This window comes from Microbacterium sp. M1A1_1b (genome assembly GCF_053345565.1).
In genome coordinates, this window is sequence record NZ_JBKFAJ010000001.1 from 714,264 (window position 1) to 739,467 (window position 25,204).

Below are 25,204 nucleotides of genomic sequence, written 5' to 3' on the forward strand. Positions count from 1 at the left end.
AGACACCATGCCACGGAACGGATTCCGGCGGGGGCGATTCTTTTACACCGCTGTAACGCAGGAGACGAGCGCGTACCGCATCATTCCGCCTGCGCGGATCGGCGCGTCGCGCAGGTTCGTTGCGCGGCGCAACTCCGCGGGGTGCTCCGCTCCCCGCTCCCTCCCCGCTCCCCGCTCCCCGCTCCCCCGTGCCCTCCCCGCTCCCGGCGCCGCGTGCCCGAGTGGTCGCAACACCCCGCTCACGTCCGCCGAGCGGTCACGAATCGTCGCGCAGGCCGCGCACCACCGACAGACTCCGACCACTCGGCGCGCACCCGACGGGGTGTCGTGACCAGTCAGCGGCGCGTCGAGTCACCTCCCCCACCGCCCCGTCTCCGTCGCCGATCGTCCCCGCTCCCCGCCTCCCTCCCCGCTCCCGGCGCCGCATGCCCGAGTGGTCGCAACACCCCGCTCACATCCGCCGAGCGGTCACGAAGCGTCGCGCCGGCCGCGCTCCACCGACAGACTCCGACCACTCGGCGCGCACCCGACGGGGTGTCGTGACCAGTCAGCGACGCGTCGCCGGACAGGAGGCCCGGCGCAGCACGGCAGCGCCGGTTGCGCGGGCAGTGCTGGGCGCTCGTCACCCGCCCGAGTCTCAGTCCGGTGACGAGCGGGCAGTGCTGGGTGCTCGTCACCCGCCCGAGTCTCAGCAAGGCGGACACCGCGCGACCGCCGGACAGCGTCAACGGTCCGCACGGCCGAGTCTCAGCCAGGCGGACCGCACGCGATCGCCGCACCGCGGCGGCCACGGCACGACCGCCGGACAGCGGCGGCCGTCCGCACGGCCGAGTCCCACCGGACGGGAGGAGCGTGGCGGGCTGGCACCGAGCCTCCCGTCCGGGGCACAGCCGCCCGATGCGACTAGGACGCTTCGGCGTCCGCCCGCAGGCGCATGCGCTGCGCGTCGAGGTCGACGAGCTGTCGCTGGATCTCGGCGCGACGCTCGACGTTGCCGTTCGGGTCTGCACGCTGCAGCTGCCCGAGCAGTGACGCCTTGCGCGCGAGCAGGTCGCGTTCGACCAGCGCCACGACGATGCCGCGACAGTAGATCGCCAGGTCCTCGTCGTTGCGGGCGGGGATCGGGGCGAGCGCGAGCTCGGACACCAGGCCGCGGACGGGTGCCGGCACGTCCGAGGACAGCCGGTCGAGCCAGTCCGTGCCGCCGAGCGCGTCGACGTTGGCGACGACGGCGTCACGGACCACGGCGAGCATCGGCGCCGAGAACGTCGCCGCGGCCGCAAGCCCCAGCAACGGGGCCCCCACCGAGGTCGGCTGCTGCACCATCGCCATCACGGCGTCGCGTTCCATGCGGGTGATCGGGTCGTTCGGCAGTGACCGGATGCCGGCGACGGGCTCGTCGGCGGGCGTGGCGATCTGTCCGCCCGGGCCTGCCTGCCCCTGCGGGACCGAGCCCTGCCCGCGCGCGTGGTCCGCCGACGCCCGCGACCGCGCCCCCTCGACCGCGCGACGGACCTCGCCCATGTCCATGCCGAGCCAGCCGGCCAGTTCGCGCACGTAGCCCTGCGTGAGCGAGCGGTCACGGATGCCGGCGAGCACGGGCGCGGCCGACCGCAGTGCGCTGACCCGGCCCTCGACCGTCTCGAGGTCGTGGCCGTCCAGGGTGCGCCGGATCATGAACTCGAACATCGGGCGCTTGTTCGTGACGAGCCGGCGGATCGCGTCGTCGCCCCGGGCCAGGCGCAGGTCGCACGGGTCGAGGCCGCCCGGAGCCACGGCGACGTAGGTCTGCGCCGCGAAGCGCTGCTCTTCGGCGAACGCGCGTGACGCCGCCCGTTGTCCGGCTTCGTCGGGGTCGAACGTGAAGACGACCTCGCCGTTGGCGTTCGGGTCGCCGCCGCTGACGTCGCCGAGCATCGGCCGCAGCGCCTTGATGTGGTCGACGCCGAACGACGTGCCACACGTGGCCACCGCGGTCGTGACGCCGGCCAGGTGGCAGGCCATGACGTCGGTGTAGCCCTCGACGATGACGACCTGCTTCTGCTTCGAGATGTCGCGGCGGGCCAGGTCGATCCCGTAGAGCACGTGGCTCTTGTGGTAGATCGGGGTCTCAGGGGTGTTGAGGTACTTCGGGCCCTTGTCGTCCTCGAGCAGGCGCCGGGCACCGAAGCCGATCGTGGCACTGGTCACGTCGCGGATCGGCCACATCAGACGCCCACGGAACCGGTCGTAGGGCGAACGGTCCCCCTGGCTGACCAGTCCGGCCGAGACGATCTCCTCGATCGTGAAGCCCTGCCCGCGCAGGTGGTCCCGGAGCACGTCGAACGACTTCGGGGCGAACCCGACGCCGAAGTGCTGCGCCGCCGCCGGGTCGAACCCGCGCTCGCCCAGGAACCGGCGGGCGGGCTCGGCCTGCGGGGTCGTGAGCTGCGCGACGTAGAACTGCAGCGCGGCTTCGTTGGCGGCGATCAACCGCGCACGGGTGTTGTAGTCGGTGCGGGGGCCGTCGCCTTCTTCGTAGTGCAGCGTGAAGCCGATCTTGGCGGCCATCCGCTCGACCGCTTCGGAGAACGTGGTGTGGTCCTGCTTCATGATGAAGCTGAAGACGTCGCCGTCCTCGCCGCAGCCGAAACAGTGGTACCGACCCACCTGGGGACGGACGTGGAACGAGGGTGACCGCTCGTCGTGGAAGGGGCACAGGCCCTTGAGTGAACCCACCCCGGCGGACTTCAGTGTGACGTAGTCACCGACGACGTCGGCGATGTTCACGCGCGCGCGGACCTCGTCGATGTCGTTCCGCGCGATGAGTCCAGCCACCCCACGATCCTAGTTCGCGTGGCTGACGCGCAGGACCGCTCAGACGGGGATGTGGACGGCCTCGCGCTCCCCCACGACGAGCCGCTTGTGCCAGGCGATCGCGCCCTGGTCGGTCAGGTTCGCGACCTGGTCCACCACGGCCCGCAACCGGCCCGCGTCGTCGTGGGCGCCACGCCAGTCGGCCGCGAACCCGGGCTCGAGCGCGTCGTCGGCGAGGGCCGCGACGGCGTCGAGCAGCTCGGTCAGGATGCGGCGCTGGTCTTCGTACACCGGCTGCCGGTCGCCCTGGGTCATCACGAACGCCGCCACGATGCCCTTGAGCACAGCGATCTCGCCGATGATCTCGGGCGGGGTGACGACCGAGGCCGCGAAGCGCACCAGCGACCCGGACGCGTAGGCCTGTCGCGTGGCACTGGTGGCCGTCCGTGCGAAGCGGCCGATCAGCTGCGACGTCAGGTTCTTCAGCCGCGCCGCATCCCGCCGTGAGCCGTCGTACGAGGTCATCCACAGCGGCAGCGCGCGCAGCCGGTCGAACGCCTCGAGCAGTTCGTCGCGGCTCAGGTCGTCGCCGACCCAGGCGTGCATGGCGGACACGATGTCGTTCTCGCCGACCCGGTCGCCGAGCGCGGCCACGTCGATGAAGCCCGCCACCACGGCGTCCTCGAAGTCGTGCACCGAGTAGGCGATGTCGTCGGACAGGTCCATCACCTGGGCCTCGATGCAGCGCTGCCGGCGGGGTGCCCCGTCGCGCAGCCACGCGAACGCGTCGTGGTCGTCGTCGTAGAACCCGAACTTCGTGCGACCGGACGATGCCTCGCCCACGCCCTGCGACGCCGGCCACGGGTACTTGCACGACGCGTCGAGTGACGCCCGGGTCAGGTTGAGACCGTAGGCACGATCGGCATCGGGCCCGGAGCCGTACACCTTCGGCTCGAGCCGGGTGAGCAGCCGCAGGGTCTGCGCGTTGCCCTCGAACCCGCCGATGTCGGCCGCCCAGGCGTTCACCGCGGTCTCGCCGTTGTGCCCGAACGGCGGGTGGCCGATGTCGTGCGCCAGACAGGCGGTGTCGACGACGTCGGGGTCGAGCCCGAGCGAGTCGGCGAGCTCGCGGCCGACCTGCGCGACCTCGAGCGAGTGCGTCAGCCGGTTGCGGGCGAAGTCGAGCCCGGTCGTCGGGCTGAGCACCTGCGTCTTGGCGGCGAGCCGACGGAGCGCGCTGGAGTGCAGCAGGCGGGCGCGGTCGCGGGCGAAGTCGCTGCGGCGGTTGCTGTGCTGCTCGGGCAGCCACCGCTCGGCGTCGGCCGGCCCGTACGAACTGGTGCTCATCCGCCGCTGTGGTGCAGCTCGGCGGCGGCGAGGACCTTGCGGAACTCAGCGTCGACGTGGCGGCTGTCGAGCCAGCGGTCGGGCAATGCCGTGCGCTTGGGGTGTCCGGCGCGACCGCGGGGCCCCTCGGCGTCGGCGCCCGGGTACGGCGCGTTGTGGTCGAGCTGGCCGAGCAGGTCGACGATCTCCTGCAGCGAGGATGCCATCGACAGCCCGGAGCGGACGTCGCCGCCGATCGGGTACCCCTTGAAGTACCAGGCCACGTGCTTGCGGATGTCGCGGCAGCCCTGGTCTTCGGACCCGAAGAACTCGACGAGCAGCTCGGCGTGCCGCTGGAACGCGACCGCGACCTCGCCCAGGGTCGGCATGTATCGCAGCCCCTCGCCCCGGAACGCCGCGGCCAGGTCGCCGAACAGCCACGGGCGGCCCAGGCAGCCGCGTCCGACGACGACGCCGTCGCAGCCGGTCTCGTCGACCATGCGCAGGGCGTCGGCGGCGGACCAGATGTCGCCGTTGCCGAGCACCGGGATGTCCGTCACCGCTTCTTTCAGGGTGGCGATGGCGGACCAGTCGGCCTGGCCGGAGTAGTGCTCGTTCGCGGTGCGGGCGTGCAGCGACACCGCCGCGACACCGGCATCCCGCGCGATGCGGGCGGCGTCGAGGTAGGTCAGGTGGTCGGCGTCGATGCCCTTGCGCATCTTGACGGTGACGGGGACGTTGCCCGCGGCCCGGACCGTCTTGGTGACCAGGTCGCGGAACAGGTCGGTCTTCCACGGCAGGGCGGCGCCACCGCCCTTGCGGGTGACCTTGGGCACCGGGCACCCGAAGTTCAGGTCGATGTGGTCGGCACGGTCTTCGGCCACCAGGATCGTCGCGGCTTCGGCGACGGTGTTCGGCTCGACGCCGTACAGCTGGATGGAGCGCGGGGTCTCAGACTCGTGGTGCTGGATGAGCTGCATCGACACGGGCGTGCGTTCGACGAGCGCTCGCGAGGTGATCATCTCGCACACGTAGAGCCCAGAGCCGTACTCGCGGCAGAGCCGGCGATACGCCATGTTCGTGATGCCCGCCATCGGCGCGAGCACGACGGGCACGTCGACCTCGATGGGGCCGATGCGCAGGGGCTTCCGGGGGGCTTGTGTGATCGTCATACCGGTTCCATCCTCCCACGTCGGCGCCCGCCGGTAGCGTTCTCCACATGACGACCGACGCCATCGCCCGCTTCGACGCCGACGCAGCAGCCCGCGGGCTGCAGGTCGACGTGGTCGAACGTCCCGCAGCCGACTCCCTGGCCCAGGCCGCCGAGCTGCTCGGCATCGACCCGGGCGACATCGTGAAGACCCTGGTGGTGAAGCGCCACGACGGGGACTTCGTGCTGGCGCTGGTGCCCGGCGGCCGCAGCATCGCGTGGAAGAAGCTGCGCGGCGTGGTCGGGGTGAACAAGCTCTCGATGCCCGACGCCGCGACGGCGCTGCAGGCCTCGGGCTACGAGCGCGGCACCATCACGCCGATCGGTGCGACCGGTGCGATGCCGGTGTTCGCGGACGAACGCATCGTCGGTCGCCGTGTCGCCCTGGGCGCCGGCCGCCACGGCGCGAGCGCCTTCGTCGACGCGGACGCCCTGATCACCGCCTACGACGCGACCGTCGCGGACATCACCGACGAGGAACCCCAGCGCTAGTCCGGTACCTCGGACCAGTCGCCCTCGGCGCCCGGCACGAAGCACGAGTCGCCCTCACACACGACCGCGTCCGCCAGCAGCGGCTGCAGTCCCGGTACTGCCTGGAGGCCCGGTGCGGCCACCGCGCGCACGTCGAGGTCCGTCATCGGGTCGCCTCCACACCGGCGGCGGCGTCCGCGCTGGCGGTGGCGTCGTCCGCGCTGGCGTCGTCCGTCGCACGCTCGGTCGCCGACGCGACCTCGTCCGGCGTGGTCTCGCGCAGCGCGACGACCTGCCGCAGCACCTGTTCGAACGCCGCCGGGTCCTGCGCCCCGGACACGCCGTACTTGCCGTCGATCACGAAGAACGGCACGCCGTTGATGCCGTACGCCTGGGCCTGCTCCTGATCGGCACGGACGTCGGCGAGCTTGCTGTCGTCACGCAACGTTGCCAGGACCTCGTCGCGGTCGAGTCCGACCTCGGCGGCCAGGTCGGCCAACGAGGACTCCTGCCCGACGTGCTCGCCGCGCTCGAAGTACGCGGTGAACAGCCGCTCCACCATCTCGAGCTGCTTGCCGTGCTGCTTCGCCAGGTGGATCACCTGGTGCGCCTTGACGGTGTTCGTGTGGTGCATCGCGCCGAAGTCGTACTGCAGCCCGACCGAACCGGCGATCGCGGTGACCTGGTCGAGCATCTGCTGCGCCTGGTCGAGGGGCATGCCCTTGTGGCCCGACAGGAACTCGGCCTCGGTGCCCTCGAAGTCCACCGGGGTGTCCGGGCTCAGCTCGAAGGAGTGGTACTCGACCTCGACGATGAGCCCGTCGTTCCCGGCGCCGAAGGCCCGGACCCCGGCCTCGAACTTGCGCTTGCCGATGTAGCACCAGGGGCACGCGATGTCCGACCAGACATCGACCTTCACAGAGTCATGCATGCTCAACGACAACGCGGCCGTGCCACCGGCATTCCCGGCAGCACGACCGCGTCGTGGGTGGTGCGGCTACGCGCCGATCAACCGCTGCGCGAGGTACCCCTGCAGCTGGTCGAGCGCGACGCGCTCCTGGCTCATCGTGTCGCGCTCACGCACGGTCACGGCCTTGTCGTCGAGGGTGTCGAAGTCCACCGTGATGCAGAACGGCGTGCCGATCTCGTCGTGGCGGCGGTAGCGACGGCCGATCGCGCCGGCGTCGTCGAAGTCGACGTTCCAGGTCTTGCGCAGGTCGTCGGCCAGGCCGCGGGCGACGGGCGACAGCTGCTCGTTGCGGGACAGCGGCAGCACGGCGGCCTTGACGGGTGCCAGACGCGGGTCGAGCCGCAGGACGGTGCGCTTGTCGACGCCGCCCTTCGCGTTCGGGGCCTCGTCCTCGTGGTAGGCGTCGAGCAGGAAGGCCATCAGTGCACGGGTCAGCCCGAACGACGGCTCGATCACGTACGGCACGTACTTCTCGTTGGCGGCCTGGTCGAAGTAGCGCAGGTCCTTGCCGGACGACTCGATGTGGTTGTTGAGGTCGAAGTCGGTGCGGTTCGCGACGCCCATCAGCTCGCCCCACTCCGAGCCCTGGAAGCCGAAGCGGTACTCGATGTCGGCGGTGGCGTCCGAGTAGTGCGCACGTTCGCCGTCCGGCACGTCGAAGCGGCGCAGGTTCTCCGGGTCGATGCCCAGGTCGGTGTACCAGGCGATCGAGTCGGCGATCCACTGCTCGTAGTGGGTCTGGGCCTCGGCCGGCGGGACGAAGTACTCGATCTCCATCTGCTCGAACTCGCGCGTGCGGAAGATGAAGTTGCCGGGCGTGATCTCGTTGCGGAACGCCTTGCCGACCTGGCCGATGCCGAACGGGGGCTTCATGCGGCTGGTCGTGACGACCTGCGCGAAGTCGACGAAGATGCCCTGCGCGGTCTCGGGGCGCAGGAAGTTCAGGCCCTCTTCGGACTCGACCGGGCCCAGGTAGGTCTTGAGCATGCCGGAGAACTCACGGGGCTCGGTCCACTGGCCGCGGGTGCCGCAGTTCGAGCACGCGATCTCGGCCATGCCACCCTCGGGCGCACGGCCCTTCTTGGCGGTGAACGCCTCGATCAGGTGGTCCTCGCGGAACCGGTGGTGGCAGTGCAGGCACTCGACCAGCGGGTCGGTGAACGTCGCGACGTGGCCAGAGGCCTCCCACACCTTGCGGGGCAGGATGACGGCCGAGTCCAGGCCCACCATGTCGCCACGGCCGCGGACGAACCGCTGCCACCACTGCCGCTTGATGTTCTCCTTCAGCTCGACACCGAGGGGCCCGTAGTCCCATGCGGAGCGGGATCCGCCGTAGATCTCACCCGACTGGAAGACGAACCCGCGGCCTTTGGCGAGGGCGATGACCGAGTCGAGACGGGAGGGCTGAGCCAAGGAGAACTCCATCGGGGTCGCCGAGCTGGATGCCCGGTGCAGGAAAGGTACCGGGCCAGACTAACGGGCGCGCGCCGGGGCCAGCACGTCGGCCACGGCGTCGACGTCCGAGCGGTCGTTCCAGTGGTGGAACGCCAGTCGCAGTCGTCCGGCGCGCCCCGACGCGGTGATGCCCGCCGCCGTCAGCGCTGCCAGCCCCGCGCCGGACGGGTCGGGCAGGGTCATCACGGCCTGCGACTGCCGACCCACGCCGAGCGCGTCCGCCAGCTGGTCCGCGAGACCGGCACCGTGCCTCCAGACCGCCGCCATGTCGAGCGACGCGACGTGCCGCAGGGCGGCGACCGCGCCGGGCCAGGCCTGCCAGGCCGGGGACACGTCGAACCGGCGGGCGTCGTCGGCCAGCTGCATGGCGGGGCCGTAGCACGACGACCACACGTCGGCACCGGCGTACCAGCCGGCCTGGGTCGGGCGCAGCCACGCGAGCGCAGCGTCGGAGACGGTCATGAAGGCGACGCCCCGTGGGGCGCAGAGCCACTTGTAGGCGTGGGTGACCGTCACGTCGTACGGCGACGCGTCGACGGGCAGCACCCCGGCCGCCTGCGTCAGGTCGCACAGCGTCCGGGCGCCGACGTGCCGTGCGGCGCGGACGACGGCTGCGGAGTCGACCACCGCTCCGGTGGCGGACTGCACGGCGGACCACGCGACCAGTGCCGTGTCGGGCGTCAGCGCCGTCGCCAGGGACGCGAGCGGCACACTCCGGACGCGCACACCGCGATGTGCCTGTGCCAGGAACGGGAAGACGATCGAGCTGAAGTCGCCGTCGGGCACCACGACCTCGGCACCGTCCGGCAGCGCGGCAGCGACGACCGCGGTCATCGCCGAGGTCTGGGACCCGGTCGCGACCCGGTCGGCGGTGACCCCGACGACGTCGGCGAAGAGCGCGCGGCCCTCCTCGACCAGGTCGCCGTACCGCACCGGACTCGACGCGGCGCGTTCCCACTCGGCCAGGTCGGCGCGCATCGCAGCGAGCGTGCCGTGGGTCGGCAGGCCCGCCGTGCAGGCGGCGAGGTAGCCGCGTCCGTCGACGTAGGAGTCCATGTCGCCCATGGTCGGCCTGAGAGACCCATCACACCAGGGCAGGATCATTTGCCCTGCCATAACATGACGTTGTGGAGACGATCGACCTGCAGCTGCTCAAGGTCCTGCGTGCCGTGGCGGACGCGGGCTCGATCACCGGAGCCGCTACCGCCCTCGGGTACAGCCAGCCGGCCGTCAGCCAGCTGCTCCAGCGCGCCGAACAGCGCCTGGGGCACGCGCTCGTTCTCCGTGGGGCCCGTGGCGTGACCCTGACCGAGTCCGGGCGGGTCCTGGCTGACCACGCCCTGCACGTGCAGGCGGCCCTGGCTGCGGCGCGCGAGGACTTCGACGCCGTCGGCGGGCTCACGCGCGGTCGGGTGCGGATCGCCGGGTTCCCGAGTGCGTCCTCCACCCTGGTGCCGGCGGTCCTGGCCACGATGGCAGCGACGGTGCCGGGCGTGAGCACGACGTACGTCGAGGTCGAGCCACCCGAGGCGCTCGGCATGCTCCGTCGCGGCGAGGTCGACGTCGCGCTGACCTTCACGTACGTCGGCGACGAGGTCGTGGTCGATCCGACACTGCTGACGCGGGCGATCGGGCGGGACCCGCTGGCACTCGTGCGGTCAGGAGGCTCGGCACCGTCCGACGCGGGGGCTGCGGCGGTCGTCGACCTGGCGACACTGCGGGACGCGCGCTGGATCGGCGGGTGTCCGCGGTGCCGTGGCCACCTGCTCGCCTCGTGCGCGACGGCCGGGTTCACGCCGGACATCGTCCTCGAGACCGACAACGCGGCGGCCGTCGTGGGACTCGTCGCGGCGGGGCTCGGCGTGGCGCTGCTCCCCCGGCTGGCGCTCGCGACGACGGTGATCCCCGACGGCGTCACGGTCGACCCCGTGCACGACGACCTGGCCCGGCGCGTCGAGGTCGTCGTCGCGAGCGGTGCCGAGCGGGTGCCGAGCGTCGGCGCGACCCTCGAGGCCGTGGCGTCCGCGTCCGCGCTGCTGGCGTAGCGCGGGCGCGCCGCTGGCGGAGCGCCGCCGCGCTGCTGGCGTAGCGCGGGGACGGCGCGGGCCGAGCGCCGCCGCGCCGCCCACCCATCTGCCGGATCGCTCCCACTGGCGGACATCGCGCCCCGGCGCACCGGGCCGCGATGTCCGCACCGGGGTGCGACGCGACCCACCGCGGGTCCGGACCGCCGTGCCGTACGTGCGCCGGGCCTCCCGTCCGGTGGTCGCGCAGCGGACCGCGTCAGGCGGTCGGCGTGTCGACCGCGCCGCCGAAGCGCCGGTCGCGACGGGCGTACTGCTCCACCGCGGCCCACAGGTCCGCGCGCCGGAAGTCCGGCCAGAGCCGGTCGAGGAACACCATCTCGGCGTACGCGGACTGCCACAGCAGGAAGTTGCTGGTGCGCTGCTCACCCGAGCTGCGCAGGAACAGGTCGACGTCGGGCATCTCCGGCACGTACATCCGCTTGGCGATGGCCTTCTCGGTGACCTGGCTCGGCTTGAGCCTGCCGCTCGCGACGTCCTCGGCCAGGGACCGGACGGCGTCCGCGATCTCGTTCCGACCGCCGTAGTTGACGCACATCGTCAGGGTCAGGACGTCATTGCCCGCGGTCATCTGCTCGGCGGTCTCGAGCTCGTCGATGACGCTCCGCCACAGCCGCGGTCGCCGCCCGGCCCAGCGCACCCGGACACCCCACTCGTTGAGCTGGTCTCGGCGGCGGCGGATCACGTCACGGTTGAAACCCATCAGGAACCGGACCTCTTCCGGGGAGCGCTTCCAGTTCTCGGTCGAGAACGCGTACGCGCTGATGTGCCTGACCCCGACCTGGATGCCCCCGGCGACGACGTCGAGCAACGATGCCTCGCCGGCCTTGTGGCCTTCGATACGGGTCAGCCCGCGGCCGTTCGCCCACCGGCCGTTGCCGTCCATGACGATCGCGACGTGCTCGGGGACGAACCGCTGCGGGATCGCCGGGGGTGTCTCGCCCGTCCAGTCGATCGGCCGGAAGGGTTCGGCGGCGTCGGATCGGCGGGGGCTCATGCGGTGGGGTTCCTTCGCTGGCGGGCGGGTGACGAGGCGGTGGTTCGGGAGCGGTGCCGCGCCCGGTCAGTGGTCGGGCTGTGGGACGGGTGGCGCCGGTGTTGCCGTGACGGCTCGCGCGACCACGGCCACCCCGTCGTGGCCCGACCCGTCGTGCACCGGTACCACGGCGGGGTGTTCGGAGCGGTCGACGTGCGGCAGCGACTTGAGCGATCGTTCCAGGTGCCACTGGGCGTAGGCCGCGACCACGCCGGAGGCCCGCGAACGCGTCCGCTCGTCCGCCACGTCGACGCTCGCCCAGTCCCCCGCCAGCAGCGAGCCGAGGGTCGCCAGGGTCGCCAGGTCGAGTCGCGGCGACCCGGGAGGCGCGGCACTGTTCGCGACGACCCCACCGAGCTGCACCACGAACGCCGAGTGCGGTCCGGGCTCACCCGTGACGGCGCAGTCCGAGAACGACGGCGCCCACCCCGCGATGCTCATCGCCCGCAGCAGGTACGAGTCGAGCGTCGCGCTCGGCATGTGCTCGCCGCGGGACAGCGACCGCAGCGCGCCGACGAGCAGCAGGTACTGCTGCAGTCCCGCGTCCGCCTCGCTCAGGCGGTCGGCGGTCTCGACCATCGCGCTGGCGGCCGTGTACGCGCCGTAGTCCGCGACGATCTGCGCGCCGTACGAGCCGAGCGACTCGGCCTGCGTGACGATGTCGAGCGAGCGGCCCTCGTAGAACTGGGCATCGACCACCATGAAGGGCTCGAGGCGGCTGCCGAACTTCGATCCGGTGCGCCGGACGCCCTTCGCGACGGCGCGGATCTTGCCGTGCTGCCGGCTGAGCATGGTGACGATGCGGTCCGCCTCGCCGAGCTTGTGGGTGCGGAGCACGACGCACTCGTCCCGGTACAGCGGCATGCCCCCAGTATCCCCCGTGCCCACGACACCGCGCGCCGGGGTGGGGTCGGCGCGGGGTCGGTCGGATCACGCGTGGTGGGTCGATCCGCGCGTGCTGGGTCGGATCTTCCGGCCCACCACGCGCGATTCGACCACCTGCGGCACGCAACGACGCGGGACCGCCACCGGGCCGGCGCGCGCGGCACCGGGCCGGCGCGGGTGGCGGCGGGTGGGTCGTTCCGGCACCGGACAGGAGGCGCGGTGCGCGTCGGACCCGCACCGCGCCTCCTGGCCGTGGTGGCGCCCACCGCACGGACCGCGCCCCCGCAACGACATCGCGCCCCGTCAGGACGGGGCGCGATGCGTGGAGCGGGGTGCGACGCCTAGGCCGAGACGAGCTCCGGGGCAGCACCGGAGGCAGCGCCGGCACGCACCGCACGGTTGACGGCCGAGACGATCGCCTTGAGCGACGCCGTGGCGATGTCGGCGTCGATCCCGACGCCCCACAGCCGGACCCCGTCGACGTCGAGTTCGACGTACGACGCGGCCTTGGCGTCACCCGAGGCGCTCATCGTGTGCTCCGAGTAGTCGTACAAGGTGACCGCGACGCCCTGCTCGCGCATGACCGACAGGAACGCGTCGATCGGCCCCGTGCCCGCGGCGTCGGCGGTGACGGCACCGTCGTCGACGCGCATCGCGACGGACAGCTTCGTCGTGCCGTCGAAGTCGCTCGACGTCGCGGTCTTGGTGATCTCGTACCGGCCCCACTTGTCGTCCTCGACGGAGGACGGCAGGTACTCGTCGCGGAACAGGTCCCAGATCTTGTCCGAGGTGAACTCGCCGCCCTCGACGTCGGTACGCTGCTGCACGACGCCGGAGAACTCGATCTGCAGCTTGCGGGGCAGGTCGATCGCGTGGTCGGTCTTGAGCAGATAGGCCACCCCGCCCTTGCCGGACTGGGAGTTGACGCGGATGACCGCCTCGTAGGACCGGCCGATGTCCTTCGGGTCGACGGGCAGGTAGGGAACCGCCCACACGACGTCGTCGATGGACCCGCCCGCGGCGTCGGCCTTGGCCTGCATCGCGTCGAAGCCCTTCTTGATGGCGTCCTGGTGCGAGCCGCTGAACGCCGTGTACACCAGGTCGCCGGCCCAGGGCTGTCGCTCCGGCACGGGCAGCTGGTTGCAGTACTCGACCGTGCGCTTGACCTGGTCGATGTCCGCGAAGCTGATCTCCGGGTCGATGCCCTGCGTGAACAGGTTCATGCCGAGGGCGACCAGGTCGACGTTGCCGGTGCGCTCCCCGTTGCCGAACAGGCAGCCCTCGATGCGGTCGGCCCCGGCCATGTAGCCGAGCTCGGCCGCGGCGACGGCGGTACCGCGGTCGTTGTGGGGGTGCAGCGACAGGATGACGTCCTGGCGGTGGGACAGGTTGCGCGACATCCACTCGATCGAGTCGGCGTAGACGTTCGGCGTCGCCATCTCGACCGTGGCAGGCAGGTTGATGATGACCTTGCGCTCGGGCGTCGGCTGGAAGACCTCGAGCACGGCGTTGCAGATATCCAGTGCCACGGGCAGCTCGGTGCCGGTGTACGACTCGGGCGAGTACTCGTAGTAGATCGTCGTGTCGTGCTGCAGTGTGGCTTCGGCGGCCTTGCACAGCTTCGCTCCGGCGACCGCGATGTCGACGACGCCCTGCACATCGGTGCGGAAGACGACCTCGCGCTGCACGATCGACGTCGAGTTGTACAGGTGCACGATGGCCTGCTTCGCGCCGTCGATCGCCTCGTAGGTGCGCTGGATCAGGTGCTCACGCGCCTGGGTCAGGACCTGGATCGTGACGTCGTCGGGGATCGCGCCCTGGTCGATCAGGCTGCGGACGAAGTCGAAGTCGGTCTGCGAGGCGCTCGGGAACCCGACCTCGATCTCCTTGTAGCCCATCCGCACGAGCAGGTCGAACATCGCGCGCTTGCGTTCGGCGTCCATCGGGTCGATCAGGGCCTGGTTGCCGTCACGCAGGTCGACGGCACACCACCGCGGGGCCTTGTCGATGCGCTTCGTGGGCCACGTGCGGTCCGGCAGGTCGACGGCGATCTGCTCGTGGAAGGGGACGTACTTGTGGATCGGCATCCCGGAGGGGCGCTGTGTGTTCTGCATCGGTCGTTCGCTTTCGGTTCGTCAGGTGGTGTCGGCCGACGACAGACTCCGCGACGAGGTGGGCCGTTGTCAGGCCTCGTCGCGGCAGCGAAGGAGGAGGAGCGCCGAGTACATCGATCCAACGGTAGCACCGGCGCGACCCCGTGTGACAGGGCAGTCCGGGCGGGGGTCACGGGTTCCTGTTCGCCGGTCGACCGGTCGACTGGTCACGACACCCCGCGCGCTGGCGATCACTGGTCGCAGAACGTCGCTGGAGCAGCTCCCGATCGACGTTCCATGACCAGTCGGTGAACGCGAACGGGGTGTTGCGACCGCTCGCGAGCGCCCACACGGGATCGACGGCGGACCGCAGTCCGCGCGGACGCCGGGCCCGGTGCCAGCTGCAGCGGGCCTGGCGTCCGACGCGCGGTCGCGCCACAGGCCGCGCGTCAGTCGACCGCGAGCGCCTCGGTCGGCGGCACGCGCATCGCGCGCCGCACCGGCGCGACCGTCGCCGCGACGGCGAGGAGCAGCGCGCCGACGACCACGATGACGATCGTCATCGGCGGCAGCACGGGCGCTCCGACGCTGCCGAGCGACCCGAGCAGGGTCTGCCCGCCGACCCAGCCGTACAGGGTGCCCAGCACGAGCCCGGTCAGGACTGCTGCGACGACCATCTGGACCGCCTCGGTGATGATCATGCGGCGGACCTGTGCGCCGGTCAGCCCGAGCACCCGCAGCAGGCCGAGCTCGCGGCGCCGCTGCAGGACGCCGAGCGCCAGCGCGTTCACGACCCCCACGGCAGCGATGACCGCGGAGAACCCGACGATGACGCTGACGACGCCGTTCACCTGCACGAAGAAGTCCCGCACCGCCTGCACCTGTTCGGCACTGCCACCCTGCACCTGACCGCCGACCTCGGCTTCGAGCACGCGCTGCATCATGCCGAGCGCGACCGCGAAGGTGACCAGCAGCGTGACGCCGATGACCAGGCCGATGGTGGCGCGGGCCGCACGGCCGGGGGCGCGCAGGGCGTTGCGGCCGGCGAGCAGCACGACGGGGTCCTTCGCTCCGATCCGTCCGATCAGCGCCAGCACCGGGGGCATCACGATGGTCGACCCGACGGCCACGCCGGCGAAGGACACGAAGCCGCCGAGCGCTGCCGGCAGCACCGCGACCGGGGTCGATCCGCTGAGCACCAGACCGAGCAGCATGAGCGCGCCGCCGCCGGCCATCAGGATGATCGCCCAGACCTTGCGCGCCGTGCCGGAGCGCAGGTCGTCGTGGCTCGGTTCGATGCCCGAGGAGAGCGCCTGCAACGGGGTGACGCTGAGCACTCGCTTCGATCCGACGGCGAACGCGGCCCAGGTGGCGAGCACCACGGCGACGATCGGCAGGACGAGCTGCCACGGCACGAGCGTGTACGAGGTGTCCGGCAGGAAGCCGTTCTGCCGCAGGATCGCGACGAACAGGGCGCTGAGACCCGTGCCGGCGACCGTTCCGACGAGTCCGCCGACCACGCCGACCACCAGGCCCGCACGGGTGATCCGTGCCCGGAGAGACGCCCCGGTCGCGCCGACCAGACGCTGGAGTGCGATGACCCGGGTCTGCCCGGCGATGAGCGTGGCGCACGTGTTGGCGGTGACGATCGCCCCGACGTACAGGGCGATGCCGAGGAACAGCCACCCGATGACGTCGAGGATCGACTTCACCGCGGCGAGGTCCGACAGCCCGGCCGCGCCGAGCGCCTGGGTCACGATGCCGGGCGCGATGACCAGGGCGGACCCGAAGGTGGTGCCGAGTGCTGCCACCAGGATCGTGGCGCGGAAGTCACGGAGGGTGTTCACGCTGCGGCCTCCATCCCCAGCATGGTGGCCGAGATGTCGGCGGCGGACATGGCGGGTCGATCGGCCACGATGCGACCGTCGGCCAGGAACAGGATGCGGTCCGCGTTGGCGGCTGCGGACGGGTCGTGCGTGACCATCACGACGCTCTGCCCCCACTCGGCGACCGCACCGCGCAGGATGGCGAGCACGTCGCGTCCGGTGCGGGAGTCGAGGGCGCCGGTCGGTTCGTCCGCGACCACGACGGCCGGACGCGATGCCAGCGCACGGGCGATCGCGACGCGCTGCTGCTGCCCACCGGACAGCTGGTGCGGACGGTGGGTGAGTCGGTCGCCGAGCCCGAGCTGGTCGACGAGTCGGTCGATCCACGCGGTCTCGTCCCGCGAGGGCTTGTGCCCACCGAGCAGGAACGGCAGCTGGATGTTCTCGCTGACGTCGAGCGTCGGCACGAGGTTGAACGACTGGAACACGAAGCCCAGACGACGGCGCCGGAGCTCGGTCAGGTCCTTGTCGCCGAGCTGGGTGATGTCCGTGCCGTCGATCTGGATGCGGCCGGCCGACACGGCGTCGAGCCCGGCCGCGACGTGCATCAGGGTCGACTTGCCCGAACCAGAGGGTCCCATGACCGCGGTGAACTCGCCCGCGCCGATGTCGACGCTGACGTCGTCGAGCGCGGTCACCCGGCGCGCGGCGTCGCCGTAGTCCTTGGACACGTGGTCGAGTCGGATGATCGGAGCGTGGCTGGTGGTCATGGGTCAACCATGGCTGCCGGGAGGCCATGCTCGCGTCGGTCCTGCGACTCCTGTGGATGGATCGCTGTGTCCACATCCACGGCCGCGGCTCATCCTGTCGGATGACACCGCCGTCGTGCCGACGGCGACCGCCGGGTCACTCCTTCGTGACCAGCCCGTGCTCGTGTGCGAACACGACCAGGCGGACGCGGTCACGCAGCCCGAGCTTGGTGAGCACGCGCGACACGTGCGTCTTGACGGTCGCCTCGCTGACGTACTCGTGCTGGGCGATCTCGCTGTTGCTGAACCCGCGGGCCGCCAGGTCGAAGATCTCCCGCTCGCGCGGCGTCAGCTCACCCACGGACGCCGGCACGTTCGCGGCGCGCTCGGCGGTGTCGTCGTAGCGGCGCAGGAGCTCGCGGGTGGCAGAGGCGGCGAACACGGCGGTCCCCGCGTGCACGGTCCGGACGGCGGCGAGCAGGAACTCGGGGTCGGCGTCCTTGAGCACGAACCCGCTCGCACCGGCGCGGATCGCCTTCGCCGCGGCCTCGTCGAAGTCGAACGTGGTCAGCACGAGCACCTTGGTGCCGTCCGGGCCCGAGTCGTCGACGATCGCGGCCGTCGCGGAGATGCCGTCCATCACCGGCATCCGGACGTCCATCAGCACGACGTCGGGCCGGTGCCGTCGGACGAGTTCGACGCCCTCGGCACCGTCGCCGGCCTCGCCCACGAACTGCAGGTCGGGCTGGGAGTCGATGAGCATGCGGATGCCGGTGCGGAAGAGCGCCTGGTCGTCGACGAGTGCGACGCGGATGGGGGTGGTGGTCATCGGGCGGTGCGCTCCTGGTCCATCGGGGTGACGAGCCCGCGGGGCATCTGTCCGCTGGCGGGGTGTGCGGGCATCCGGACGGCGACGGCGAAGTCGTCCCCGCGGGGCCCCGCGGTCATGCTCCCCCCGGACATGGTGGCACGCTCCCGCATGCCGACCAGACCGTGTCCGGTGCCCGGTCCGGCGCGTCCGTCGTCCGCGCGGCGGTTCACCACGTCGATCTCGACGGTGTCGGGGCGGTAGGTCAGGGTGGTCTGCACGGGTGTGCCGTGCTCGCCGTGCTTGTACGCGTTCGTCAGGCTCTCCTGCACGATCCGGTACACGGCGAGCTGGGTGGACGTCGGCAGCTTCGTCGGGTCGCCGCGTCGTTCGACCCGCACGTCGAGTCCGACCTGGCGCATCTCGCCCACGAGTCGCTCGATGTCGTCCACGTCGGGTGTGGGAGTGGTGCCCTGCTCGTGTCGGAGCGCGCCGAGCAGTTCACGGACGTCGCCGAGTGCCCGACGCGCGGTGCCGGAGATCGTGTCGAGGGCCTGGTCCGCGATCGCCGGGTCGGCCTTCAGCGCGTACCGGGCGCCGTCGGCCTGGGCGATCACCACGGCGAGCGAGTGCGCCACGATGTCGTGCATGTCGCGGGCGATCCGCACGCGCTCTTGCTCAACGGCCACGGCGCGGTCGGCCCGGGCGGCGTCGCGCTCGGCCAACAGCTGCGCTTCGCGGCTCATCCGGGCGGTCTGCCGGGTCCGGGCGACGATCCCGGCCAGCCAGGGCAGCAGCAGGACCGCGAGCACGACGGCCAGCGTCGCGATGGTGACCTGCGCGGACTCCTGCAGGGGCGTCGTCATCGACGGTGCGCTGATCCGTCGGAGGTAGTCGGGGATGCCGATGTACGCGGCTGCGACGAACCCGCCGAGGATCGCGGACACCAGTCCGGCGATCCGGACGCGCCGACTGCCGTAGGCGGCCGTCGTGTAGACGACCGCGGGGATGAACAGGTCGGCGGCGTCCGGCTGCTGCATCGTCGCCATCTGCAGCACGGCCCCGACCCAGGCGATCGCCAGGGCGAGCCCCGGGGAGAGCCGTCGGAACGCGAGCGCCACGGTCAGGACGACCACGACGACGTACGACACGGGCCCGTCGATGCCCCGAGCGGTCAGGACGCTGACGAGCAGCCCGAGCAGGACGGCGACCGACACGTCGGTGACGATCTGGACGCGCAGCAGGGGACGGAACACCCGTCCACGGTACGTCGAGCCGGTCACCCGCGCGTCGTTCGCCGGGATGACCCGCACCCGCCGGTCAGAAGCCGAGCCGACCGAGCTGCTTGGGGTCACGCTGCCACTCCTTGGCGACCTTGACGCGGATGTTCAGGTAGACGTGGCGACCGCCGAGCAGCGCCTCGATCTCCGCGCGGGCCCGGGTGCCGACGTCCTTCAGGCGTTCGCCCTTGTGGCCGATGACGATGGACTTCTGGCTGTCCCGCTCGACGAACAGGTTCGCGAAGATGCGCAGCGGACCGTTCGGGTCGTCGTCGGGGTCCGGCTCGACCATGTCCTCGATGAGCACGGCGAGCGAGTGCGGGAGTTCGTCGCGGACACCCTCGAGCGCAGCTTCGCGGATGAGCTCCGAGATGCGTTCCTCGTCGGTCTCCTCGGTGATCGCCTCGGCGCCGTAGAGCGCCGGGGACTCGGGCATCAGCTTCGTGATCTCGCCGAGCAGGGCCTCGAGCTGCGTCCCCTTCGTGCCCGACGTCGGCACGATCGCGTCCCACTCACGCAGGGCGGACACCGCGAGCAGCTGCTCGGCGATCTTCTCCTTGCCAGCGCGGTCGATCTTGGTGACGATCGCGACCTTCTTGGCGCGCGGGAAGTGATCGAGGGTCTCGTTGATGAACCGGTCACCCGGGCCGATCGGCTCGTTCGCCGGCACGCAGAACCCGATCACGTCGACGTCGCCGAGCGTGGACTGCACCAGGTCGTTGAGCCGTTCACCGAGCAGGGTCCGCGGGCGGTGCACGCCCGGGGTGTCGACGATGATGACCTGCCCGTCGGGACGGTGCACGATCCCGCGGATCGCCCGCCGCGTGGTCTGCGGCTTCGACGAGGTGATCGCGACCTTCTCGCCGACCAGGGCGTTCGTCAGCGTGGACTTGCCGACGTTCGGCCGACCGACGAACGAGACGAAGCCGGCGCGGAAGACGGGGGTGGAGGCGGAGTCGGAGTCGGGGGTGCTCATGCGTGCGTCGTTCCTGTCGTGGTCGGTGCGGTGCCGTCGAACGCCCGCTCGGCGCCGGAGAGGGCGTCGGTGCGCTCGGCGAGCACGGAGATGAGGTGGCGGCGTTTGCCCTCGACGCGATCGGCCGTCAGCACGACGCCGGACACCGTCACGGACTCGCCGGCCGTGGCCAGGTGGCCGAGCTCCTTGGTCAGCAGGCCACCGGCGGTGTCGACGTCGTCGTCGTCGAGGTCGACACCGAACAGGTCGCCCAGGTCGTCGATCGGCATCCGGGCCGAGATGCGCCAGAGGCCGGCCGAGACCTCGACCCGGTCGATCACGGTGCGGTCGTACTCGTCGGAGATGTCACCGACGAGCTCTTCGATGAGGTCCTCCATCGTGACCAGCCCGGCGACCCCGCCGTACTCGTCGACGACCAGCACCAGGTGGTTCTTTGCCGCCTGCATGTGCCGGAGCGTCTCGTCGGCGTGCTTGGACTCCGGGACGAACTCGGCCGGGCGCAGCAGCGAGGTGACGACCCGTCCGCCGGCGTTCTTGCTCTCGTACAGTGCGCGGGCCAGGTCGCGCAGGTACACCACGCCCAGGACGTCGTCGCTGTCGCGGCCGGTGACGGGCATGCGCGACACACCGGTGGCCAGGAACTGCTCCATCACGGCGGACAGGGTGTGCGCGGCGTCCGCCGTGACCATGTCCGTGCGCGGGACCATGACCTCGCGCACCAGGGTGTCGCTGAACTCGAACACCGAGTGGATCAGTTCGCGGTCGTCGGCCTCGAGCACGTTGCTCTCGGTGGCTTCGTCGACCAGGGACAGCAGCTGCTCTTCGCTCGAGACGCTCGACGTGCTGCCGTTGCGCCCGGGGGTCACCCGGTCGCCGATCAGCACGAGCAGGTCGGCGAGCGGTCCGAGCACGATGCGCACACCGTGCACGAGTCCACCGGTCGCCCCGACCAGGGCGTCGGCGTGCGCCCGGCCGACGCTGCGCGGGCTGGACCCGACGAGGACGAACGACACCGCGGTCATGATCGCCGCGGACACGATGAGCGCGACCCACCAGGTGTCGAGCACCGTGAACAACGCGATGGTCACCAGGACGGCCGCGGCCGTCTCGGCGAGCACCCGGAAGAAGTTGAGCGCGTTGACGTGCGCCCCGACGTCGTCGGCGATGGCCTCGATCGCCCGTCGGCGCTTGTGCCCGCGGGCGATCTCGTCGAGGTCGGCTCGGGAGAGCACGCCGAGCGCGGCGTCCGACGCGGCGAGCAACCCGCCGAGGACGACGAGCACGAACGCCACCGCGAGCAGGACGGCGACGAGCAGCACTGCGGTCACCGCCCCCGACGCTGGGCGGCGAACGCGGTCAGGATCTCCCCCTGCAGCCCGAACATCTCGGCCTTCTCGTCGGGTTCGGCGTGGTCGAACCCGAGCAGGTGCAGGATCCCGTGGCACGTGAGCAGCAGCAACTCGTCGGTGGTCGAGTGCCCGGCGGTCTTCGCCTGCGCCTCGGCGACCTGCGGGCAGAGCACGATGTCCCCGAGCAGTCCGGCGGGGGTGGGGTCGTCCTCGGTGCCCGGTCGGAGCTCGTCCATCGGGAAGCTCAGGACGTCGGTGGGCCCGGGTTCGTCCATCCACCGCACGTGCAGCTGCTCCATGGCGCCTTCGTCGACCAGCACGATCGCGAGTTCGGCGTCGGCGTGGACGTGCATCGCGTCGAGCGCGAAGGCGGCGAGCCGCTGGACGGCGTCGTCGTCGATCTCCACGCCGGACTCGTTGTTGAGCTCGATGCTCACCGGGGGCCTCCTCGGGTGTCGTCCGTCGGCCAGGGGCTGCCCTGGCGGTCCTGCGGCGGGCGTCCGCGACGTTCCGCGCGGTTCACACCGGCCGGGTTCGGCGTCGGTGGGGTGCCGCGTCCGCCCGGTCGGTGTCCGGCCTGTTCGGCGAGTCGCTGCTCGTCGTAGACGGTGTAGGCGTCGACGATGCGCCCGACCAGGGTGTGTCGCACCACGTCTTCGCTGCCGAGCCGGGCGAAGTGGATGTCGTCCACCTCGGACAGGATCTGCGTGACGATCCGCAGACCGGAGACGTTGCCGGGCAGGTCGACCTGGGTGATGTCACCCGTGACCACCATCTTCGAGCCGAACCCCAGGCGGGTCAGGAACATCTTCATCTGCTCGGGCGTCGTGTTCTGCGCTTCGTCGAGCACGACGAACGAGTCGTTGAGCGTCCGCCCACGCATGTAGGCGAGCGGCGCGACCTCGACCGTGCCGGCCGCCAGCAGCTTCGGCACGAGCTCGGGGTCCATCATCTCGTTGAGCGCGTCGTACAGCGGCCGCAGGTACGGGTCGATCTTGTCCGTCAGGGTGCCGGGCAGGAACCCGAGCCGTTCACCGGCCTCGACCGCCGGCCGGGTCAGGATGATGCGGGTGACCTCGCGCCGCTGCAGGGCCTGGACGGCCTTCGCCATCGCCAGGTAGGTCTTGCCGGTCCCCGCGGGTCCGATGCCGAACGTGATGGTGTTCTCGTCGATGGCGTCGACGTAGCGTCGCTGCCCGTCCGTCTTCGGGCGGACCGACTTGTTGCGGCTCGACACGATCGGCGCACCGAACACGTCGGCGGGGCTGCGCGCTTCGTCGATGATGCGCGCCGAGGTCGGGATGTCGCCCTGGCCGATGTCCTGGCCACGCTTGACCATGCCGACGAGCTCGTCGACGAGCGCGCGGGCACGGGCCACGTCGCGCTCCGGGCCGGTGAGGGAGACCTCGTTGCCACGGACCAGGACCCGGACACCCGGGTACTGGCGTTCGACGGTCTTGAGCAACCGGTCCTGCGGACCGAGGAGCTGGACCATCGCGATCCCGTCGACGCTGAGTTCCGAGACCGCTTCGGTCTCGGTGGGTGCGGATTCGTCAGCTGGCAAGGGTGCCTTCCTGCAGGTCGCCTGCGAGTACGTGCGCGTGCACGTGGAACACGGTCTGTCCGGCGGCTTCGCCGGTGTTGAAGACGAGACGGTACTGTCCGCCAGCGCGCTCGTCGGCGATGCGCTGTGCGGTGGCCACGATGTGGGCGAGGAGTCCGGGATCCCCGGCGGCGAGCTCGGTCACGTTGGCGTAGTCCTCGGTCTTGGGGACGACGAGCACGTGCACGGGCGCCTTCGGGGCGACGTCCTCGAACGCGATGACCCGGTCGTCCTCGGCGACGACGGTCGCCGGGATCTCACGCGCGATGATCTTCGAGAAGACGCTGCTCATGGTCCCATCGTAGGACGCGCCACCGACCGGCACACCGGGCGTCACCAGCGTCCGAGCCGGGCCTGCAGCACCGCGAGGGCGGCCGGACCGGCGGTGGAGGTCCGCAGCACCGTGTCGCCGAGCCGGACCCGGACGGCACCAGCGGCTTCGAGCCGGTCGAGCTCCGAGCCGTCGATGCCCCCTTCGGGCCCGACGACCAGGACGATCTCGGTCGCGTCGGACGGCGGTTCCCAGGTCGCGAGCCGCACCGTGGCGGTCGGGTCGAGCACGACCATGACGACCCGGGCCTCCAGACCGGACGCACCGGACGCACCGGACGCGCCGGACGGACCCGATGGACCGGGCGCACCGGACGCACCCGACGCACCATGACCACCGGCGGCCACCGACCCCGCCAGCGCTGCCGTCGTCACGGGCGCCGACACCGACGGCACCCGCGAGCGGATCGCCTGCTTCGCCGCCTCGTGCGCGATCGCCGCCCACCGGGCCTGCCCCTTCGCGACCTTCGGGCCCTCCCACCGTGCGACGCTGCGCGCGGCCGACCACGGCACCACCCGGTCGACCCCGATCTCGGTCGCAGCCTGCACTGCCATCTCGTCGCGGCCGCCCTTGGCCAGTGCCTGCACGAGCGTCAGCAACGGGACCGGCACCGGCGAGGTGTCGAGCGACGCGACGGTCAGCACGAGCGTGTCCCGGTCCACGGACGCCACCGGTCCCACCACGACGGTGCCCTGACCGTCCGAGATGCGCAGGGTCTCCCCGACGCGGACCCGGGACACGGTGACCGCGTGCCGGCCCTCGGCGCCGTCGAGCGTCACCGCGCCGCCGACGGTCGCGCCGTCGAGCGAGTCGACCAGGTAGAGCGATGCCATCAGAAGTTGAAGAAGCGGTCGCGCAGCTTGCCGAACATGCCCTGCTGGAAGCGGGCGAGCTGCGGTGGCGCGGCCTTGTGCGACTTCGCCAGCTGCTCCACCAGACCGCGCTCCTTGTGCGAGAGCTTGGTCGGCGTGACGACCTGCACGCCGACGCGCAGGTCGCCGCGGCCGTTCCCGCGCAGCTTCGTGACGCCGCGGTCCTTGAGCACGAGCACGTCGGCGCTCTGCACACCCGGACGGATCTCGAGCTCGACCGGTCCGTCCAGGCCGTCGATCGTCGTGGTCGTGCCGAGCACGGCGTCGGTCATCGCGACCTCGAGGGTGGCGAGCAGGTCGTCGCCGTCGCGGCTGAAGACGTCGTGGTGCCGCACGCGGATCTCGAGGAACAGGTCACCCGAGGGTCCGCCGGCGGGACCGACCTCGCCCTGCCCGGACATCTGCAGGCGCAGGCCGGAGTCGACGCCGGCGGGCACGTCGACCGGGATGGTCCGACGCGCGCGGACGCGCCCCTGGCCCTGGCAGGTCGGGCACGGGTTCGGGATGACCGTGCCGTAGCCACGGCAGGTGCCGCACGGTGCGCTGGTGACCACGTTGCCGAGCAGCGAGCGGACCTGACGCTGGATCGAGCCCGACCCGCCGCAGATGTCGCAGGTGCGCGGACCGGTGCCGGGCGCGCAGCACGAGCCGTTGCACGTCTCGCAGAGCACCGCGGTGTCGACCTCGACGTCCTTGTGCGTGCCGAAGACCACCTCGTCCAGGTCGACCTCGATGCGCAGCAGGGCGTCCTGCCCCCGCTCGGCGCGGCTGCGGGGGCCGCTGCCGCGTCCGCCGCCGGCACCGCCACCGAAGAAGGCGTCGAAGATGTCGCTGAACCCGCCGGCACCGCCACCACCGAAGGGGCTGTCGGCCGAGGGGCCGGCGTCGTAGCGCCGGCGCTGCTCGGGGTCGCTCAGCACGTCGTACGCGTGCGTCACGTCCTTGAAGCGCTCGGCCGCGTCGGGGCTCGGGTTCACGTCGGGGTGGAGTTCGCGCGCGAGGCGTCGGTACGCCTTCTTGATGTCGGCGTCGGCCGCGTCGCGCGGGACACCGAGGACGTCGTAGTGGTCTGCCACGTGTTCCT

The 25,204-nt window shown here is 71.6% G+C and carries 23 protein-coding genes; 2 read left to right on the forward strand and 21 right to left on the reverse strand.

The window, feature by feature from the left end:
* Positions 1-903: 903 nt before the first annotated feature.
* Genes dnaG through dusB form a run of 3 tightly spaced genes read right to left on the reverse strand, consistent with a single transcriptional unit; the run spans position 904 to position 5,294 of the window.
* Entirely contained in the window at positions 904-2,817 is a 1,914-nt protein-coding gene (gene dnaG / locus ACLBWP_RS03595; RefSeq protein WP_243560534.1) for a DNA primase, read from the reverse strand.
* A 39-nt stretch (positions 2,818-2,856) separates the two neighbouring features.
* A complete protein-coding gene (locus ACLBWP_RS03600; RefSeq protein ID WP_447654093.1) occupies positions 2,857-4,143 on the reverse strand; it encodes a deoxyguanosinetriphosphate triphosphohydrolase in 1,287 nt (428 codons plus the stop codon).
* Positions 4,140-5,294 (reverse strand): tRNA dihydrouridine synthase DusB, encoded by a 1,155-nt coding sequence (dusB, locus tag ACLBWP_RS03605; RefSeq protein WP_447654094.1) that lies wholly within the window; start codon positions 5,292-5,294, stop codon positions 4,140-4,142. The genes ACLBWP_RS03600 and dusB overlap by 4 nt, the downstream gene beginning before the upstream one ends.
* 47 nt (positions 5,295-5,341) lie before the next feature.
* Here dusB and ACLBWP_RS03610 point away from each other — a divergent pair, with 47 nt between their 5' ends.
* The gene (locus ACLBWP_RS03610; protein ID WP_243560540.1) at positions 5,342-5,824 is read left to right on the forward strand and encodes an aminoacyl-tRNA deacylase; all 483 of its coding nucleotides are present in this window, start codon (positions 5,342-5,344) and stop codon (positions 5,822-5,824) included.
* Here the strand turns inward: ACLBWP_RS03610 and ACLBWP_RS03615 are convergent.
* The 4 genes from ACLBWP_RS03615 to ACLBWP_RS03630 form a co-directional block, all read right to left on the reverse strand.
* Positions 5,821-5,970 (reverse strand): hypothetical protein, encoded by a 150-nt coding sequence (locus tag ACLBWP_RS03615; protein WP_243560542.1) that lies wholly within the window; start codon positions 5,968-5,970, stop codon positions 5,821-5,823. The two genes, ACLBWP_RS03610 and ACLBWP_RS03615, sit on opposite strands and share 4 nt — an antisense overlap.
* Positions 5,967-6,734, reverse strand: a complete 768-nt coding sequence (locus ACLBWP_RS03620) for a DsbA family oxidoreductase (protein WP_447654095.1) — start codon at positions 6,732-6,734, stop codon at positions 5,967-5,969. Before ACLBWP_RS03620 ends, ACLBWP_RS03615 begins: the two co-directional genes overlap by 4 nt.
* Before the next feature lie 66 nt (positions 6,735-6,800).
* Positions 6,801-8,186 carry a glycine--tRNA ligase gene (locus ACLBWP_RS03625; protein ID WP_447654096.1) on the reverse strand — a complete coding sequence of 462 codons (1,386 nt, stop codon included), beginning with the start codon at positions 8,184-8,186 and terminating at the stop codon, positions 6,801-6,803.
* A gap of 60 nt (positions 8,187-8,246) precedes the next feature.
* Positions 8,247-9,284 carry an aminotransferase class V-fold PLP-dependent enzyme gene (locus tag ACLBWP_RS03630; protein ID WP_447654097.1) on the reverse strand — a complete coding sequence of 346 codons (1,038 nt, stop codon included), beginning with the start codon at positions 9,282-9,284 and terminating at the stop codon, positions 8,247-8,249.
* Positions 9,285-9,355: 71 nt separating this feature from the next.
* Here ACLBWP_RS03630 and ACLBWP_RS03635 point away from each other — a divergent pair, with 71 nt between their 5' ends.
* Entirely contained in the window at positions 9,356-10,273 is a 918-nt protein-coding gene (locus ACLBWP_RS03635; RefSeq protein ID WP_447654098.1) for a LysR family transcriptional regulator, read from the forward strand.
* A 238-nt stretch (positions 10,274-10,511) separates the two neighbouring features.
* Here ACLBWP_RS03635 and ACLBWP_RS03640 read toward each other — a convergent pair whose 3' ends face one another.
* The 14 genes from ACLBWP_RS03640 to dnaJ all read right to left on the reverse strand — a co-directional run bounded on the left by ACLBWP_RS03640 (position 10,512) and on the right by dnaJ (position 25,196).
* Positions 10,512-11,309, reverse strand: coding sequence for an isoprenyl transferase (locus ACLBWP_RS03640; protein ID WP_447654099.1), 798 nt, complete (start codon positions 11,307-11,309; stop codon positions 10,512-10,514).
* 66 nt (positions 11,310-11,375) lie between these two features.
* Positions 11,376-12,212, reverse strand: coding sequence for a DNA repair protein RecO (gene recO / locus ACLBWP_RS03645; protein ID WP_447654100.1), 837 nt, complete (start codon positions 12,210-12,212; stop codon positions 11,376-11,378).
* 362 nt (positions 12,213-12,574) lie between these two features.
* A complete protein-coding gene (leuA, locus tag ACLBWP_RS03650; RefSeq protein ID WP_447654101.1) occupies positions 12,575-14,347 on the reverse strand; it encodes a 2-isopropylmalate synthase in 1,773 nt (590 codons plus the stop codon).
* 428 nt (positions 14,348-14,775) lie between these two features.
* Positions 14,776-16,173 (reverse strand): ABC transporter permease, encoded by a 1,398-nt coding sequence (locus ACLBWP_RS03655; protein WP_447654102.1) that lies wholly within the window; start codon positions 16,171-16,173, stop codon positions 14,776-14,778.
* Complete coding sequence (locus ACLBWP_RS03660; protein ID WP_447654103.1) at positions 16,170-16,922, reverse strand: ABC transporter ATP-binding protein; 753 nt, start codon at positions 16,920-16,922, stop codon at positions 16,170-16,172. The genes ACLBWP_RS03655 and ACLBWP_RS03660 overlap by 4 nt, the downstream gene beginning before the upstream one ends.
* 136 nt (positions 16,923-17,058) lie before the next feature.
* On the reverse strand, positions 17,059-17,730 hold the full coding sequence (locus ACLBWP_RS03665; RefSeq protein WP_447654104.1) for a response regulator: 672 nt from the start codon (positions 17,728-17,730) through the stop codon (positions 17,059-17,061).
* Positions 17,727-19,064, reverse strand: coding sequence for a sensor histidine kinase (locus ACLBWP_RS03670; RefSeq protein ID WP_447654105.1), 1,338 nt, complete (start codon positions 19,062-19,064; stop codon positions 17,727-17,729). The genes ACLBWP_RS03665 and ACLBWP_RS03670 overlap by 4 nt, the downstream gene beginning before the upstream one ends.
* Positions 19,030-19,965 (reverse strand): GTPase Era, encoded by a 936-nt coding sequence (gene era, locus ACLBWP_RS03675; protein ID WP_243560576.1) that lies wholly within the window; start codon positions 19,963-19,965, stop codon positions 19,030-19,032. The genes ACLBWP_RS03670 and era overlap by 35 nt, the downstream gene beginning before the upstream one ends.
* The gene (locus ACLBWP_RS03680) at positions 19,962-21,293 is read right to left on the reverse strand and encodes a hemolysin family protein (RefSeq protein WP_447654106.1); all 1,332 of its coding nucleotides are present in this window, start codon (positions 21,291-21,293) and stop codon (positions 19,962-19,964) included. Before ACLBWP_RS03680 ends, era begins: the two co-directional genes overlap by 4 nt.
* Complete coding sequence (gene ybeY, locus ACLBWP_RS03685) at positions 21,290-21,751, reverse strand: rRNA maturation RNase YbeY (RefSeq protein WP_243560580.1); 462 nt, start codon at positions 21,749-21,751, stop codon at positions 21,290-21,292. The genes ACLBWP_RS03680 and ybeY overlap by 4 nt, the downstream gene beginning before the upstream one ends.
* Entirely contained in the window at positions 21,748-22,878 is a 1,131-nt protein-coding gene (locus ACLBWP_RS03690; protein WP_447654107.1) for a PhoH family protein, read from the reverse strand. Before ACLBWP_RS03690 ends, ybeY begins: the two co-directional genes overlap by 4 nt.
* The gene (locus ACLBWP_RS03695) at positions 22,868-23,209 is read right to left on the reverse strand and encodes a histidine triad nucleotide-binding protein (protein WP_243560582.1); all 342 of its coding nucleotides are present in this window, start codon (positions 23,207-23,209) and stop codon (positions 22,868-22,870) included. Before ACLBWP_RS03695 ends, ACLBWP_RS03690 begins: the two co-directional genes overlap by 11 nt.
* Before the next feature lie 41 nt (positions 23,210-23,250).
* Positions 23,251-24,081, reverse strand: coding sequence for an RsmE family RNA methyltransferase (locus tag ACLBWP_RS03700; protein ID WP_447654108.1), 831 nt, complete (start codon positions 24,079-24,081; stop codon positions 23,251-23,253).
* Complete coding sequence (gene dnaJ, locus ACLBWP_RS03705; RefSeq protein ID WP_243560586.1) at positions 24,081-25,196, reverse strand: molecular chaperone DnaJ; 1,116 nt, start codon at positions 25,194-25,196, stop codon at positions 24,081-24,083. The genes ACLBWP_RS03700 and dnaJ overlap by 1 nt, the downstream gene beginning before the upstream one ends.
* Positions 25,197-25,204: the final 8 nt, after the last annotated feature.